We start from the raw sequence: 14,734 nt of genomic DNA on the forward strand, positions 1-14,734 counted from the left end.
GCGCACGGGCGTCACCGGACGTACGCGCTTGCCCTATTACTCCGACTACTGCCTGATACTCGGTAGACCAAAGGGCTGCGCCGCTGTAACCCCTCTTGACTACATGGTCGGATTTCTTATCTAGTCGTACCCAGCCATATCCGAGAGCTTCCCCGATGCTGCCATCAGAGGAGTTCCCAAGAAGATCGCCGTCAGGAAATCCGAATGCCCACCAGCCGTTGCCGACCAGGTCTGCCGGAGTGGGTCGCCTGAGCCGCGCCGCAAGTTCATTCGGGACCGATTCGCTCAAGACCAGGAGGGCAACATCTTGGACAGAGTCACCGCCGTTGTGCGGCGTGATTACATCCTCAACAAGGATGCGCCGGTGCATTAGTTCAACGGATTTTGGAAAGGCGACCCATAGGGGATCTCGCCTCTTTCCTGACGGGCTCACGACATGAGCACATGTGACAACTCGGCGGTCGTCAATAAGAAATCCGGAGCCCAGGACTGCTGTGCCGGTTTCGCTGTCATGGACGGCAGCTACCCAGCTATCGGACCCTGATGGTGGTCTCATCGGTCCAAGCTCGGTCATTAAGCACCAGTCTGGTGGTCCTGGTCGCCAGCATCACGGCGGCGCCACGTCAACGTCACCTCAAAGTTTGCCTCGGTTGCTGCCTTGGCGACTAGCCAGTTGGCAGTCCCGTTGACCTTAATTCCGAACTTCATCTCCACCTCATCTGGGCAGATACGCTTTGCCTGCTCCATAACGATGCGCGCAGCATCGATCGCAGGCTCGACGGCGGTCCGGACGTGGCCCGCAACTTCCTCAACGCCTACCTGGTGGTATTGATCGGTTTCCTGGACCTCGAACTGGACGACGGTCTCGGTGTCCAGCTGGTAGGACACCACATGCGCACTCATCAAGCCCTCCCTCTGACATGAAGAAGCGTACTGCGTTAACAACTACTAGGTCCCTCTAGCAGACGACCGCTGCCTGGCATGAAGTTAGTTGGTCTTCTGCCGTATCTCGGTGTCCAGGTACACCTGCACCGGCTCGAACAGGCCGTACGGCACAAACTCGGCGATCTGCTCGTGGGTGATCCACGCCAGCTCGGCCAGCTCATCAGTGTCGACCACCGTCGCGGTGCCGCTCACCACCTCGCAGGCGGTGTACGACATCTGCCGCCCGGTCTTCGGGTGCACGCGCTCGCCGAGGAGCCGGGTGGCCTTCACAGTCAGGCCGACTTCTTCTGCGGTCTCACGGACGGCCGCAGCCTCCGGCGTTTCGCCGGCCTCGACCTCGCCGGCCGGGAACTGCCATGACAGCTCGCCTTCCTTCACCCGACGCTGAACCATCAGGACGCGGCCGTCCTGCACGATGATGGCGGCGGCGATGCCCGGCTTGTCGGTCTGCTCAGTCATGCTGCGGCTCCTCCAGGGCGGCCAGGATGGGCTGGAAGATCGTATCGGCGGGGATGAACCGGGTCACCGTGTTTCGCGGAACCCACATCACGTCGGCGTTCTCGGCCGTGTCCTGGTTCTGGGCGACGCCCGCCAGGTACTCGGCGAGGAAGTACTGGCACCACACCCCGGTGGCGGGGTGAAGCCGCCCGCCGAGGTCATCGCTCACCAGGCAGTGGATTCCCGTCTCGGCCAGCGTCTCGCGGACGGCCGTCGACGCCGGACTCCTGCCCGGCTTGATGACGCCCGCCGGGAACTGCCAGCGGATGCCGGCGGATTCGTCGTCGTGGCGGCAGACGAGCAGCACCTCGGCGCCGCGGACCACCACCGCGACGGCAACTCGCAGGGACTGGGCGGCCTGGGTGCCGGGCTCCGCGATCAGGAGCGCGAATCGCTTCTGCGCAGTGGGCGGAGCGGTCTCCAGCGCTTGGTCGAGCAGCTGGTGCATCTCGGTGCGCGGGACCAGTTCGGGGCTCTTGTGCCAGCTGGCTACCGTTCGCAGTCCGATGCCCAGCCGGGCGGCGAACGCTTCGTTGGTGTCGCGCAGCGCCTCCTGGAGCTGACAGGCGGACTTGCCCGTCCAGCTCACGACGACGTCCATCTGCTGCCCTCCCTGAAAGCGGTACCTGGCCATGCCTCGCGTCTTCGCTTCGGGCGCAGCGGAGTGCTTCGGTCGCACTGGTCGTGGTGCGGCCGGTCTGCTCGGCTGCTGCACCGCGGGTGCACTGCGGCCGCACTGCGACGGCATGGCTCCGGGCCGGCGGCAGCTTCAGACTGGGGTTCGCGACCAAGACCCGCTTCTGCACAGACAGTTGCGGGTTCGGTACTGACTGAGTCTAGGTCAGGGCCGATCACCGTAGCGAGCGATCGGGAGGACGGGCTGTCCGACCTCTCGGCAGGCCGACTCGACTAATCGAAAACCGCTTCACCGGCGCGGGTAACCTCAGTGCCAGATGCATCCGATGCACCGTCAAATCACCACTCTGGCAAGGGGAAAGGGAACAAATGACCGAGGAGACCCAGGGCCAGGTCGAGCGCACGCTCGTGCTTCTCAAGCCCGATGCGGTGGCCCGTGGTCTGTCCGGCCGGGTTCTGCAGCGGTTCGAGGACGCCGCACTCAAGATCGTCGGCACGAAGATGAAGTGGATGGACGCCGAGTTCACCCGCAGGCACTACGCGGACCTGGAGGAGCGCCTCGGAGCCGAGGTCTACAACCTGACCGCCACTTTCATGCAGCAGGGCCCGGTCATCGCGCTGGTGCTGGAGGGCTACGACGCGATCGCCACGGTCCGCAAGATCGTCGGCAGCACCTACCCGGACCAGGCCCCGGCCGGCACCGTCCGCGGCGACTTCTCCCACATGAGCCGGGGTGCCAGCGTGGCCGTCGGCAAGGCCGTCGCCAACCTGATCCACGCCTCCGGCAACCGCGAGGAAGCCGCGCAGGAAGTCGAGCTGTGGTTCGCCAAGGACGAGCTGTTCGACTACAAGACGCTGGCCGAGTCGTACATCTACTGACCCGACGGCCGTCCGGGCGTCACCCCGGTGGCGCTGGCCAAGTTCACCACCACGGAACGACTGGCACGACGAGAGGGCAACGATGACGAGCACGATCCGCCTGGCCTCCCCGGCCGAGCTGGAGGCCGCCTTCCAGCAGGAGCTGGCGACCGACCGCTGGGCCGCGGCCGAGACGGCGTACGCCCTGGCGCTGCGGCTGCGCGACGCCGGCGAGTGGGACACCTCGCGGGAGTGGGTCAAGCAGTGCCTCCAGCTGCTGGAGGGCTTCCCGTCCGACACCGAGGAGCAGGTGGCCACCCGGCGCACCGCCGTCGGTGGCGTGCCGCTGCCGAACTACCTGCACCCGGGCGTGGTCCGCGAGCGGTTCGGCGAGCTGGCCTGACGTAGCGGACGGCCGGTGGTGCGGCCGGGAGAGCAGTGCCCGGCCGCACCACCGGCGACCAACTGAACACGTGACCATCCGGGTCGGCCAGGGGGTACCTGGTGCCGGCTCGGCCCCATCAGCCATGCCCGAAACAGGGAGGACGACCGCGATGGCCGTCGAGATCGAGATGCGCGCCCGGTTCGACAAGGACACCCACGAGTCGCTGGTGGAGCGGCTGCTCCGGGACGGCGAGGACTTGGGCGAGGACAACAAGAACATCCACTTCTTCGTGCTGCCGGACCAGCTGCTGAAGGTCACCGACAACCAGTCCGCCGACACCGCCAAGATCACGCTCAAGGACGGCAGGATCGGCCGGGGCGCGGCGTTCGGCGAGACCGAGTTCCCGATCGCGCGGACGGACGTGGCCAAGGCCGTCCGGCTCTTCGCGGCCCTGGGCTTCGAGGACACCCGGCACGAGGCGTTCAACTTCCGCCGCAACTTCCGCTTCGGCGGCGTGGAGATCGCGGTCAAGTGGAGCGAGGCGTGGGGCCACCACGCCGAGTTCGAGGTGCTGCTGCCCGACGGCGCCTCCGACGCCGCCAAGGACGAGGCCGCCGCCCGGATCATCGACACGGCCGCCGAGCTGGGCGTAGCCCTGATGAGTGAGGAGGAGCTGGCCGACTTCACCGCCGCCTTCGAGGCCGCGGAAGCCACCCGCAAGGCCGCGCGGTCCGCCGAGATCCGGTAGCGCTCCCAGCCGTCCCGACCACCGGAGGGGTGGGCTGCACTATGAGCACGACTCGCACAGGCAGCCTGGTCGCCCTGGCTGCCCGCAAGGAACTGCCGCTCCACCAGTTCACCGACACCGCCACCGTCGAGTGGATCAAGGCCAACCGGCCGGACTTCCCGCCGGCCTGGCCGCCGCCGCTGCGGACCGGCACCAAGACCCTGGTCAAGTCGGCCGCCGCCCCCGTCCAGTGGCTGGCCGAACCCCGGCTCGCCGACTCGCTCCACGGGCATCGGCACGGCCTGCGGACGGCGGTCCTCGCCGCGCTGCTGGCCGACCGGCACGGCCTGGACGAGTCCGACACCGCCGCTGCGGTCATCGCGGCGGCCGTGCACGACTGCCAGCGCCACCACGACAAGGACGACCCGGGGCACGGCGGCCGGGCCGCGATCTGGCTGGCCGCCAACGCCGACCTGGTCTGGGCGCACTTCGGCCGGACGCCCAACCCCGGCGAGGTCGTCAAGGCCGCCACCGCGGCCCGGCTGCACGAGGTGCCGTACGAGGCGTTCAGCGCCGACGACCACGCCGACCACGCCCGGTTCGCCCGCGTCTGCGACCTGGTGAAGGCCGCGGACGCCCTCGACCGCTACCGGCTGCCGAAGCTCTCCTGGTGGCCGGACGCCCGCCACGTCCGCGAGCCGGCCTTCGAGCAGTTGAAGCCGCTGGCCTTCGACCTCGTCGTCACCTCGGAGGCCGCCTTCCTGGCCGGTGCGTCCAGCGTCGAGGCGGTCCGGTTCGCGGTGGCCGAGAAGGGGCTGGTGTAGGGCCGTGGACTTCACGGACGCGTACGAGAGCTGGGCGGACGCGCACACGTTCTTCGGTGCCAGCCTCGTCCCGGCGCTGCCCGACCCGGACGACCCGCTCGGCGCTCAGAAGGCCGCCTGGACCGATCGGCTCGCCCTCCGCACCCCCAACGGTCACCTGCTGCGCCGCAACGCCCTCTTCGACTCCCTCGCTGCGGGCGGCAAGCTCCACCTGCTGCACGTCACGCACGCCCTGGAGAAGATCAGCCGGGACGGCGTGCTCTACCCGTCCGGGGGCTGCCTGGTCGGCAGCATCTACTGCGCGCCGCTCACCGCGACGGGCAGTGGCTTCCGCCCGCACAACCTCGGCTCCTACGTGCTCACCCGCGAAGCGCCGGCCTTCCTGGCGAAGATCGGGCGGGCGGACCACCAACCCACCCCGCTGGTCTTCGAGTTGGACCTTCCGCCGCAGGCGTACCAGGGGCTCGCCGGGGTGGACTACCTGCGGCTCGGCTCGATCCACCTGGCCATCTACACCCACCTCGAATACCTGCTGTCCAAGGGCGAGCGTCACCAGCTGCGCGAGACGGTGGTCAGCCGGGTGAAGAACTCCACCGCCTTCCTGGCATTGGCCGCCGCCATCGCCTACCGGGGCGCAGTCGTCGAGCCCGCGGACTTCCTGCGGCAGCTCGACGCGACGATCCCCCGCCTGCCGATCCTCGGCTACCTGTTCTTCGAGGCCCTGTCCGAGTACGTGATGCTGCACTCGACCAGCCCGCGCACGCGGCGGCTGGCCGAACTGGGCGAGTTCAACAACTGGCTCTACAAGGAGTTGCTGTTCGCCGTCCCCGGCATGATCGGCCGGTTCGACCTCGCCAAGTTCCACGTACCCGACCTGGCCGTCACCCTGGCGAAGGTCGACCGCACCCTCGACCCCGCCTCGGCCGCGGCCTACCTCACCGACCGCATCAGCCACCTAGTGGCCGCCCGCCTCTTCACCCCCGGGCAGACCCCGGACCGCTGGCGCCACACCAAGTGGGAGTTCGACGGCCTCGCCGCTCAACTCGGCCCGTTGCTCGGCCACCTGATCCACCGCGAACTGCGCACCTTCGGCCGCTCGCCGGACTTCTACTTCTACTTCGACCAGGTCAAGGCCCTCCAAGCCTGGAACTACTGGAACCACCTCGACATCCCCGCGCCCTTCAACGGCACCATCCCCAAGGGCGAGATCGGCATCAACCCGGCCTACCCGGACCTCCGGTACCGCGTCTGGCGCGCCGAAGCCGACGAGGCCGGCAACCTCCACCCGACCGAACAGCTCGACCTGACGGTCACCCCGCGCCTGGTGGACCTCCGCTCCACCCTGATGCGCAACAACCAGTGGGCCGCGTCGCCCGCGCTCGCCTGAACCCACCGTCGCACCGGGTGACCTGCCCCCGGTCCCACCCCATCCCTGACGAGGAGACGTCTGCCATGTCACCGGACATTCCCGGCATACCGTCCATCGACCTGCTCGGCAAGCAGATCGCGCGAGTGCTAGCCGAGCCGACCACCGGCCACGGCCTGGCCCGCGCGCTGCGGGCCGCCGCCAAGGAAGTCGAGCTGAGCCGCTACCACCGGGCGACCCAGCGCGCCTTCCCCGACGGCCCGGAGGAACGACAGACCAAGGTCCAGATCGGCGGCGGCAGCCACCAGCTGGACGGCTTCTTCAACATCGACCGGGTACCGCCGGCCGACTTCCTCTGGGACGTGCGCGAGGGCATCCCGCTGCCGGACGGCACCGTCGAGCTGCTGTTCAACGAGCACTTCCTGGAGCACATCGACTACCCGCGCTCCGCCAAGGGCTTCGCCGCCGAGAACTTCCGGGTGCTCGTCCCGGGCGGCCAGGTCATCACCGGAGTGCCGGACGCCGCACACGTGCTCAACCGCTACCCGGCCGCACCGGCCGAGGCCGACGAGACGATCCGGCGCTGGTACTCCAAGCGCAGGTGTCGCGACGACATCAACACCTACCTCGACCTGGTCAACTACGTCTTCCGCGACCAGGACGACGACCCGAACTACACCCCGCACCTGTGGGCCTACGACTTCGAGAAGCTCGCCCAACTGTTCACCGAGGCCGGCTTCAGCACCGTGAAACCCTGGACCTTCGACGCCACCCTGGCCAACCCGAAGCGCGAGTGGGCCAGCGTCTACGTCATCGCCACCAAGTAGGCACTCGGCCCCAACCAGCGCGGTGGCCCGGTCACCCCGGGCCACCGCCCCGCCGGGAGGCGTCCGCAATGTCGCAAGTCCCCACCGCGCACCACGACCACCTGCTGCTGGCCGACACCCCCAACGCGGCCGGCTGGGCCAGGCGCCACACCCGCGACGTGCTGGAGCGCTGGCAGGCACCTTCCGGGCTGATCGACACCGTGCTGCTGGTGGTGTCGGAACTCGTCGGCAACGCCGTCCGCCACCCGACCGGCACGAAGCAGCCCGAGCGGCTGACCTCCAGCCAGTTGGCCAAGGCGCAGTTGATCGGCCTGGACCTCCAACTGCGTGGCCGAGCGGTGCTGGTACAGGTGGTCGACCGGGACGCACGGCCACCGGTCCGGCAGGAGGTGGACACCGAGGCGGAGAGCGGGCGCGGCCTCTTCCTGGTCGAGCACATGAGCGATCAGTGGGGCTACTACCACCCGCCGGCCGGAGGAAAGGTCGTCTGGGCGGAGACGTCCCCAGACCCCAGGGCGCACCGGCGACCAGCGGCTGCGGAGACACCGCCGTTGGCCAATCGCGCAGGCCGGCCTCGATCGTTCAAGCCCATGTCCGACGAGCAGTTGGCAGCTGACAACCCGAACCTGATGGGCCGAGTCCTGGTCGGACTCCGCGATATCTGACGTGATCGGGCCCTCGACGGCCTCCTCCGGCATCGGCCCTGCCCCGGTGGCTCCGCCGGTAGGCTCCGCAGCCATGACTCCGGTCCGTCTGGTCAGCCCCCGCCTGGCTCTGCGCGAAGTCGATCTCGGAGACACCGACGCCCTCCTGGCCATCTACGGCGATCCCGAGGCACCCGGCACCTCAGCTTTGAACCCCGCACCGTCGAGCAGGTCCAGGCGATCATCGACCGCTCCATCGCCTCCGCAGCCGAAACACCGAGAACCGAGTACTGCCTCGCCATCACCCACCATGGCGACCACCGACTCGTCGGCTACGCGCGGTTGGCGACCGAGCCCCAGCAGGCGGCCACGATCGAGTTCGCCCTCCACCCGGCCGAGTGAGGAAGGGGACTGGGCGTGGAGACCGTCCACCTGCTCTGCGCGCCCGGCTTCGACGTCCTCGGCCTGCACCGCGTCTGGGCCGCCCGCTCACCCATCAACGAGGCGTCCGCCCGCACCCTCCTGAGGGCCGGGATGACCGAGGACGGTCGGATTCGCGACCACGTCTTCGTCCGCGGTGCCTGGCGGGACTCGATCACCTACTCGATCCTGGAGCACGAGTGAACGCCGCCCGACGGCTCGGCGGCGGACCTCACCGGGACTTGAGCCTGCGTTGAAGAGCAGCGGCGGCTGAGGCCCGCCGTGCTGCGGACCTCAGCGCGGGTTACGACCAGATGGTGCCGGCGAGCAGGCCGTCGAAGCCCAGTGCCGTTATGGCGTCGTCGTAGTTCTCCCATTCGTGTTCGGGTCCGGTGAAGTGCAGGTCGAAGTAGGCGCAGGTGAGGTCGAGTTCCTCCCACTCGTGCGTGCAGCGGCAGCGGACGAAGACCTGGTGGAGGACGTTGGCAGGAACCAGTCGCGGCGGGCGTGGCAGTGGGCGCAGGTGATGGGGATGCCGCGGGCGTCGAGTTCGCCGGGGTGGGGGACGGCTCGGACAACGGGCCGTGGCACTCGACGACGACACGGTGGCCGTCCTTCGGCGCCACCGCGAGCAACAGCGGAAGGAACGGAACGACTGGGGACCGGCCTGGAAGGACACTGGCCGGGTCTTCACCAACGAGGACGGCTCCTGGCTCCACCCGGGCAAGGTCACCGAGATGTTCGCGCGACTGATCGCCGCGTCCGGGCTGCCGCCGATCCGCCTGCACGACCTCCGCCACGGCGCGGCCACGCTCGCCCTCGCCGGCGGGGTGGACATGAAGGTGGTGTCCGAGATGCTCGGCCACTCCTCCATCAAGATCACGTCGGACACCTACACCAGCGTCCTGCCCGAGATCGCCAAGGGCGCCGCCGAGGCCGCCGCGCGGCTCGTCCCCCTCCAGCGGAAGACCGAGGCCGAGGCCCGCACCAAGGCTGCGGCCGAAGTTGAGAGGGCCGAGCGGAGGGCCGCGAAGAAGGCGAAGACCAAGAAGGCCAAGGTCTGACCCGAGATCAACACCCGCGCTCACGCATCGCTCATGCAAGCGATCTTGTAGCGCGTCGCCGAGACATGCCTGCACGCCGAGAAAGCACAAAACCCCAGGTCACGGCGAGTGAGTCCTGGGGTTTCGCAGAGCCGCCTATGGGATTCGAACCCATGACCTACGCATTACGAGTGCGTTGCTCTGGCCAACTGAGCTAAGGCGGCACCGCTGCCGGTGACCCGGCCCGGTGAGGGCAAGGGTCGCATCGGCAACGCGCGCCAGTCTACACAGTTTCCGGAGGTGATCCGTACGCGCCCACCGGGCGGGCGGACCGGTGGGCGGCCTCGACCTGCGGCCCCGGCGGGGCGGGGCCGGGGTCAGGCGGAGGAGGCGGCGAGTTTGGCGGCGAAGCCGGCGAAGAGGACGGCGACGGCGGAGGTGAGGCCGGCGGAGAGGCGCTTGCGGCGGCGGAAGGCGTTGGCGAGCGTGGTGCCGGTGAAGATCAGGAGGGAGAGGTAGAGGAAGGAGAAGGCCTGGAGGATGCCGCCGAGGAGGGCGAAGGAGAGGACGGGGGCGCCGTAGGAGGGGTCGACGAACTGGGTGAAGAAGGAGAGCAGGAAGAGGATGGCCTTCGGGTTGAACAGGCTGACCATCAGCGCCCGGCGGAACGGCCGCTCGGTGTCCTCGGTGGCGCCGTCCTGGTCGGGGGCCGCGGCGAGGGCGCGCTCGCGCCACATCTGGCGGGCGGCCCGGAGCATGCCGTAGCCGATCCACAGCAGGTAGGCGGCGCCGCCGAACCGGACCACCGCGAAGACCGCGGGGTTGGCCCGGAGCAGGGAGGCCGCGCCGAGGGCGGTGAGGCTGATCAGGACGAGGTCGCCGAGGAAGACGCCGCAGGCCGCCCGGTAGCCGGTGCGGACGCCCTTGCGGGCGCCGACGGAGAGCACGTAGAGGGAGTTGGGGCCGGGCAGCAGGACGATGGCCAGGGCGCCGAGGACGTAGGTGGCCAGGTCGTGGACTCCGAGCACTGCGGTCTCCAGGGGGCGGGTGGAGCGGACGGGGGCGGGACGCCGAAGGGGCTGCGCCATGGTAGCCGCCAGCCCCTTCACGCGTGGACACTCCTGACAGGTGGACACTCCTGACAGGCTTCAGCCTGGAGAACGCCCCGCGCCCCGCTCAGTCCTTGCAGACCTTCCCGTTCGCCGGCGCCTCCCCGCCCAGCAGGTAGCCGTTGACCGCGTCGTCGACGCAGGCGTTCTGCCGCTGGTACGCGGTGTGCCCGTCGCCCTCGTAGGTGAGCAGCCGCCCCGCCTCCAGCTGCCCGGCCAGCGACTGCGCCCAGGCGTACGGGGTGGCCGGGTCCCGGGTGGTGCCGACGACCACGATCGGGTCGGACCCGGCGGCCCGGACGGTGTGCGGGGCGCCGGTGGCCCTGTCCGGCCAGTAGCCGCAGCCGAGCGCCATCCAGGCCATGTCGCGGCCGAAGTGCGGGGCGGCCTTCCGGAAGGCGGGGAGGGCGGCGGTGACCGCGGCCGGGTCGGCGAACGGGGCGGGCAGGTCGAGGCAGTTGACGGCCATGTTGGCGTACATCAGGTTCTCGTAGCTGCCGTCGTCGCCGCGCCCGTAGTAGCTGTCGGCGAGCTTGAGCAGCGCGCTGCCGTCGCCGGCCAGGGCGGTGGTCAGGGCCTCGCGCAGGTAGGACCAGAGCGATTCGGCGTACATCGCCTCGGCGACGCCGGTGAGCGCCTGGGCCTCGGTCAGCGGGCGGTTCTGCTCGGTCGGCAGCGGCTCGGCGTCGAGCTGCGCGAACAGCGCGTCCAGCTTCCGGCCGGCCTCCTCGGCGCTGCGGCCGACCGGGCAGTCGTCGCGCTTGGCGCAGTCCTCGGCGAACGCCGTCCAGGCGGTCTCGAAGCCGCCGGCCTGGGTGAGGTTGCCGGTGGCGGCGTCCAGCGAGGGGTCCATCGCGCCGTCCAGGACGACCTTGCCGACCTTGCTCGGGAACAGGCCCGCGTACGTCGCGCCCAGGAAGGTGCCGTACGACTTGCCGACGTAGTTGAGCTTCCGGTCGCCGACCAGCGCCCGCAGCACGTCCATGTCGCGGGCCGCCTCCACGGTGGAGACGTGGCCCAGCAGGTCGCCCGCCTGCGCCCGGCAGCCGGCGGCGAACTCCTTGTCGGCGGCGACCAGCGCGTCGGTCTCGCCCTGGTCGTCGGGGGTGAGGTCGGTGGCGGTGTACGCGTCCATCCGCGGGCCGGTCAGGCAGGTGATCGGCGCGGACCGGCCGACCCCGCGCGGGTCGAAGCCCACCAGGTCGAAGCTGGAGCGCACGCCCGCGTCGTAGCGCCCCGCGACCCGCTCGGTGTAGTCGATCGCGGAGCCGCCCGGCCCGCCCGGGTTGAGCAGCAGCGAGCCGATCCGGTGCCCCGTGCCGCCCGCGGGCTTGCGGACCGCGGACAGCTCCACGTCGTGCCCGTCGCCGGGGTGCGCGTAGTCCAGCGGCACCTTGAAGGCGGTGCACTCGAACCCGGAGTCGCACGGCTTCCAGCTCAACTGCTGCGCGTAGTACGGGGCCAGCGCGGCCGGCACCTCGACCGGCAGCGGCTCCAGCGGGGTGGCCCCGGGCGTGGGGGCGCCGCCCGCCGCGCCACCCGTCGCTCCGCCCGCCACGCTGTCCGCCGAGCGGCCCCCGGCACCGGACGGCGTGCCGGACGCGGCCGGGTGCCCGGACGTACAGCCCGCCAGCAGCAGCGACACGGCGGCGGCCAGCGCGGCGGCGGCGACCGGCCGGCGGGTCCGGGCGACTCTCATGACGGTGGGTCCTCTCCCCTGGGAACGGCGCGGCGGCCGGGGCCGGCACCGGGAGGCCGAGCCTAGCTGGCGGCACCGCCAGGCCCGGCGACTCGCCCACCCACCACCCCGGCCGGCCGATCGCCGCACCGCCGATCGCACCACAGCCCCGCGTCCGACGGCGTAACCCCGCGCCCGCCGCCGGCCGCTACTTGGCGAGCTGCTCCGCCAGGTACTGCACCGCGACCCGCACCAGCCGCAGCCGCTCCCGCTCCGGCGTGTAGTCCTGCACCACCTCGGACGTCCGCACCTCGGCCCGCGACCTGGCGTCCCGCAGCGCCGCCTGCACCGCCCGTCCGGACGCCAGCCCGGCCGCGTCCCGCTTCGCCGCGGCCAGCAGCAGCCGCCCGCCCGCCGCCCCGGGGGCCTCCGCCGCCGCCCCGGCCAGCGCCCGGGCGTCGTACCGGCCGGAGACCGCCGCGGCCGCCCCGTACAGGTCGGGACGGGCCAGCCCGGCCGCCGCCGCGCAGGGCGCGCCGCCGTCCACGCCGAGCACGCTCCACGTCGCGGGGCCGGCCGGCAGGGTGCGGAAGGCCGCGCCGACGGCCGCCCGCAGCGCCGCGTCGTCCGCGACCGCCTGCGGGGCGGCGGCCACCAGGTCGCAGGGGTGCCCGGTGCCGCCGGGGGCCTCGGGGGCGACCACCACGAACGGGCGGGCCTTGCCCTGCTGCGCCGCCGACGCCACGCCGTCGAACACGTCCGGCAGGTCGGCGTCGGCGGTGCGCCCCGGCGTCCCGGAGTGCAGCACGATCACCGGGAACCGGTCCGCCGGGTTCTTCCCGTACTCGGCGGGCAGCCACACCCGCACCGCCCGCGCCCGCCCGTCCGGACCGGGCACCGCGCCCTGCACCAGCTCCCCGCCCGCCACCTTGCCCACCGACGCGAACGCCACCGCGGGCGCCACCGCGGGCGCCGCCGCGGGGGCCGTCGCCGAGGCCGCAGGCGACGGCACCGACGCGGGGGACGACCCGGCCGCCACCAGGTCCGCACTGCCCGCGGGCCGGTCCGCCGCCACCACCGCCACGGCCCGCCCCGCCCCGCCCCGCTCCCCCAGCAGCACCGCCACCCCGAGCGCGCTCACGCACATCAGGCACAGCCCCGCCGCCCCCGCCCGCACCAGCACCGGCCGCACCTCCGCCGCCAGCTCGTACGTCTGCGCGGACCGCAGGTCCCGCCAGCGCACCATCGCCGCACGGGCCAGCCAACTGCCCGCCACCGCGGCCACCAGCAACAACAGGACCAGGAGCGAACGGGGCATGGGGACGCACCACCTCGGGGAAGGACCGGCCGCCGGACGCGAGCGCGTGGTCAGTGCACAGGGTGCAAGACCACGCGCCCCCTCGCCCGAGGGCGGTACGGGCGTCTCCGCACGTTCACTCGAACGAGCGACGGCCGGACGGCCCCACAGCATTCCCTCGGCGTCCCGCAGCGCCCAGGCCACCCCCGCGGGTTCAGCCCGCCCGCAGCGCCACCGTCATCGCCTCCACCGCCAGCAGCGGGTCCACGTTCCGGTCCAGCGCCCGTCGGCAGGCCAGCACGGCCTCGATCCGGCGCAGCGTGTGCTCCGCCGTGCCCGCCCCCGCGACCCGCTGCAGCGCCGGGCGCTGGTCCTCGTTCGCCAGCTCGCCGACCGCGCCGAACTGTAGGGCCAGCACGTCCCGGTAGAAGCCCAGCAGGTCGCCGAGCGCCACGTTCAGCGTCTCGCGGCGGGTCCGGGTGGCCCGGCTCTTCTGCCGCTTCTCCAGCTCCTTGACCGCCCCGGCCATGCCGCGCGGGGCCCGGCTGCCCTCCGCCGCGCCGTACGCGGCCCGCAGGTCCTCGCTCTCCCGGGTGTCCTGGGTCTCGGCCAGCGCCTCGGCGTCCGCCTTCGCGGTGTCCACCAGCCGCTGGGCGGCGGCCAGGCACCCGCCCAGGTCGGCGACCTCCAGCGGGATGCGCAGCACCTCGGCCCGCCGCGAGCGGGCCTGCTCGTCCACCGCGAGCCGCCGCGACCGGTCGATGTCGCCCTGCCCGGCCAGCGCGGCCAGCCGGGCCGCCTCCGGCTCCACCCCGTCCCGCCGGACCAGCATGTCGGCGACCGCCTCCGCGGCGGGCGTGCGCAGCACCAGCAGGCGGCAGCGCGAGCGGATCGTCGGCAGCACGTCCTGCACGGACGGCGCGCACAGCAGCCACACCGTCCGCGGCGAGGGCTCCTCGACGCCCTTGAGCAGCGCGTTCGCGGCCGCCTCGGTCAGCCGGTGCGCGGCGTCCACCATGATCACCGACCAGCGGCCGCCGGTCGGGTAGCTCGCCGCCCGCAGCACCAGCTCGCGCATGTCGCCGACGCCGATCGACAGGCCGTCCGTCCGCACCTGCTTCACGTCCGCGTGGCTGCCCGACAGCACCGTGTGGCAGCCGTCGCAGAAGCCGCAGCCGGGCGTCCCGCCGAGCTCCAGGTCCGGGCTGGTGCACTGCAGCGCCGCCGCGAACGCCCGCGCCGCCGTCACCTGCCCCGCACCCGGCGGGCCGGTGAACAGCCAGGCGTGCGTCATCAGCGAGGCGTTGCCCTCCGCGGGCCCGCCCCGCCCCGCCAGCACGCTCGCCCGGGCCGCCCGCGCCGCCGCCTGCAGCTGCTCGACCACCCGGTCCTGGCCGACCAGGTCGTCCCACACACTCACGCCGCGCTCCTCCTCGCCGATCCCGCCCCGCCGAGCCTAACCCCGCCCGCGGACAGC

General features: G+C 71.7%; 16 protein-coding genes, 1 tRNA gene and 2 pseudogenes. 9 read left to right on the forward strand and 10 right to left on the reverse strand.

Annotated features, from left to right (window positions below):
* Positions 1-49: 49 nt before the first annotated feature.
* From ACIQVD_RS25290 to ACIQVD_RS25305, 4 genes and pseudogenes are all read right to left on the reverse strand, one after another.
* Positions 50-574 (reverse strand): annotated as a pseudogene (locus ACIQVD_RS25290) (serine protease); the annotation flags it as partial.
* The gene (locus ACIQVD_RS25295; protein ID WP_402291783.1) at positions 574-888 is read right to left on the reverse strand and encodes a CU044_2847 family protein; all 315 of its coding nucleotides are present in this window, start codon (positions 886-888) and stop codon (positions 574-576) included. The pseudogene ACIQVD_RS25290 and the gene ACIQVD_RS25295, both read right to left, overlap by 1 nt.
* Positions 889-987: 99 nt before the next feature.
* The gene (locus tag ACIQVD_RS25300) at positions 988-1,404 is read right to left on the reverse strand and encodes an NUDIX hydrolase (protein WP_402291784.1); all 417 of its coding nucleotides are present in this window, start codon (positions 1,402-1,404) and stop codon (positions 988-990) included.
* The gene (locus tag ACIQVD_RS25305; protein WP_402291785.1) at positions 1,397-2,044 is read right to left on the reverse strand and encodes an NUDIX hydrolase; all 648 of its coding nucleotides are present in this window, start codon (positions 2,042-2,044) and stop codon (positions 1,397-1,399) included. The genes ACIQVD_RS25300 and ACIQVD_RS25305 overlap by 8 nt, the downstream gene beginning before the upstream one ends.
* 404 nt (positions 2,045-2,448) lie before the next feature.
* Between ACIQVD_RS25305 and ACIQVD_RS25310 the strand changes: the two genes are divergently transcribed.
* The 8 genes from ACIQVD_RS25310 (at position 2,449) to ACIQVD_RS25345 (ending at position 8,334) form a co-directional block, all read left to right on the forward strand.
* Positions 2,449-2,958, forward strand: coding sequence for a nucleoside-diphosphate kinase (locus ACIQVD_RS25310; protein WP_402291786.1), 510 nt, complete (start codon positions 2,449-2,451; stop codon positions 2,956-2,958).
* 82 nt (positions 2,959-3,040) lie between these two features.
* Complete coding sequence (locus ACIQVD_RS25315) at positions 3,041-3,340, forward strand: hypothetical protein (protein ID WP_363602940.1); 300 nt, start codon at positions 3,041-3,043, stop codon at positions 3,338-3,340.
* Positions 3,341-3,491: 151 nt separating this feature from the next.
* Entirely contained in the window at positions 3,492-4,070 is a 579-nt protein-coding gene (locus ACIQVD_RS25320; protein WP_402291787.1) for a hypothetical protein, read from the forward strand.
* A gap of 41 nt (positions 4,071-4,111) precedes the next feature.
* Complete coding sequence (locus ACIQVD_RS25325; protein WP_402291788.1) at positions 4,112-4,873, forward strand: hypothetical protein; 762 nt, start codon at positions 4,112-4,114, stop codon at positions 4,871-4,873.
* Between the two features lie 4 nt (positions 4,874-4,877).
* Positions 4,878-6,260 carry a hypothetical protein gene (locus tag ACIQVD_RS25330; RefSeq protein WP_402291789.1) on the forward strand — a complete coding sequence of 461 codons (1,383 nt, stop codon included), beginning with the start codon at positions 4,878-4,880 and terminating at the stop codon, positions 6,258-6,260.
* Between the two features lie 65 nt (positions 6,261-6,325).
* Positions 6,326-7,066 (forward strand): class I SAM-dependent methyltransferase, encoded by a 741-nt coding sequence (locus tag ACIQVD_RS25335; RefSeq protein WP_402291790.1) that lies wholly within the window; start codon positions 6,326-6,328, stop codon positions 7,064-7,066.
* 68 nt (positions 7,067-7,134) lie between these two features.
* Positions 7,135-7,731 carry an ATP-binding protein gene (locus ACIQVD_RS25340; RefSeq protein WP_402291791.1) on the forward strand — a complete coding sequence of 199 codons (597 nt, stop codon included), beginning with the start codon at positions 7,135-7,137 and terminating at the stop codon, positions 7,729-7,731.
* A gap of 396 nt (positions 7,732-8,127) precedes the next feature.
* On the forward strand, positions 8,128-8,334 hold the full coding sequence (locus ACIQVD_RS25345; RefSeq protein ID WP_402291792.1) for a GNAT family N-acetyltransferase: 207 nt from the start codon (positions 8,128-8,130) through the stop codon (positions 8,332-8,334).
* A gap of 100 nt (positions 8,335-8,434) precedes the next feature.
* Here the strand turns inward: ACIQVD_RS25345 and ACIQVD_RS25350 are convergent, their stop codons facing one another.
* On the reverse strand, positions 8,435-8,734 hold the full coding sequence (locus ACIQVD_RS25350) for a hypothetical protein (RefSeq protein ID WP_402291793.1): 300 nt from the start codon (positions 8,732-8,734) through the stop codon (positions 8,435-8,437).
* Between ACIQVD_RS25350 and ACIQVD_RS25355 the strand changes: the two are divergent.
* Positions 8,703-9,194, forward strand: a pseudogene (locus ACIQVD_RS25355) (tyrosine-type recombinase/integrase); the annotation flags it as partial. The gene ACIQVD_RS25350 and the pseudogene ACIQVD_RS25355 overlap by 32 nt on opposite strands.
* Positions 9,195-9,323: 129 nt before the next feature.
* Here ACIQVD_RS25355 and ACIQVD_RS25360 read toward each other — a convergent pair.
* From ACIQVD_RS25360 to ACIQVD_RS25380, 5 genes are all read right to left on the reverse strand, one after another.
* Positions 9,324-9,397: transfer RNA gene (locus tag ACIQVD_RS25360), tRNA-Thr, on the reverse strand.
* 153 nt (positions 9,398-9,550) lie between these two features.
* On the reverse strand, positions 9,551-10,201 hold the full coding sequence (gene leuE / locus ACIQVD_RS25365; RefSeq protein ID WP_402291813.1) for a leucine efflux protein LeuE: 651 nt from the start codon (positions 10,199-10,201) through the stop codon (positions 9,551-9,553).
* A 148-nt stretch (positions 10,202-10,349) separates the two neighbouring features.
* On the reverse strand, positions 10,350-11,981 hold the full coding sequence (locus tag ACIQVD_RS25370; protein WP_402291794.1) for an alpha/beta hydrolase: 1,632 nt from the start codon (positions 11,979-11,981) through the stop codon (positions 10,350-10,352).
* 187 nt (positions 11,982-12,168) lie between these two features.
* Positions 12,169-13,278 (reverse strand): hypothetical protein, encoded by a 1,110-nt coding sequence (locus ACIQVD_RS25375; protein WP_402291795.1) that lies wholly within the window; start codon positions 13,276-13,278, stop codon positions 12,169-12,171.
* A 193-nt stretch (positions 13,279-13,471) separates the two neighbouring features.
* Complete coding sequence (locus ACIQVD_RS25380; protein ID WP_282206158.1) at positions 13,472-14,677, reverse strand: DNA polymerase III subunit delta'; 1,206 nt, start codon at positions 14,675-14,677, stop codon at positions 13,472-13,474.
* Positions 14,678-14,734: the final 57 nt, after the last annotated feature.

Source organism: Kitasatospora sp. NPDC090308, assembly GCF_044769485.1.
GTDB classification, from domain to species: Bacteria; Actinomycetota; Actinomycetes; order Streptomycetales; family Streptomycetaceae; genus Kitasatospora; species Kitasatospora fiedleri.

Coding starts and splice junctions, on each gene's coding strand:
- ACIQVD_RS25340 (WP_402291791.1), top strand. CDS start 7,135: ATGTCGCAAGTCCCCACCGCGCACCACGACCACCTGCTGCTGGCCGAC.
- ACIQVD_RS25300 (WP_402291784.1), bottom strand. CDS start 1,404: ATGACTGAGCAGACCGACAAGCCGGGCATCGCCGCCGCCATCATCGTG.
- ACIQVD_RS25310 (WP_402291786.1), top strand. CDS start 2,449: ATGACCGAGGAGACCCAGGGCCAGGTCGAGCGCACGCTCGTGCTTCTC.
- ACIQVD_RS25320 (WP_402291787.1), top strand. CDS start 3,492: ATGGCCGTCGAGATCGAGATGCGCGCCCGGTTCGACAAGGACACCCAC.
- ACIQVD_RS25315 (WP_363602940.1), top strand. CDS start 3,041: ATGACGAGCACGATCCGCCTGGCCTCCCCGGCCGAGCTGGAGGCCGCC.
- ACIQVD_RS25325 (WP_402291788.1), top strand. CDS start 4,112: ATGAGCACGACTCGCACAGGCAGCCTGGTCGCCCTGGCTGCCCGCAAG.
- ACIQVD_RS25335 (WP_402291790.1), top strand. CDS start 6,326: ATGTCACCGGACATTCCCGGCATACCGTCCATCGACCTGCTCGGCAAG.
- ACIQVD_RS25305 (WP_402291785.1), bottom strand. CDS start 2,044: ATGGACGTCGTCGTGAGCTGGACGGGCAAGTCCGCCTGTCAGCTCCAG.
- ACIQVD_RS25375 (WP_402291795.1), bottom strand. CDS start 13,278: ATGCCCCGTTCGCTCCTGGTCCTGTTGTTGCTGGTGGCCGCGGTGGCG.
- ACIQVD_RS25370 (WP_402291794.1), bottom strand. CDS start 11,981: ATGAGAGTCGCCCGGACCCGCCGGCCGGTCGCCGCCGCCGCGCTGGCC.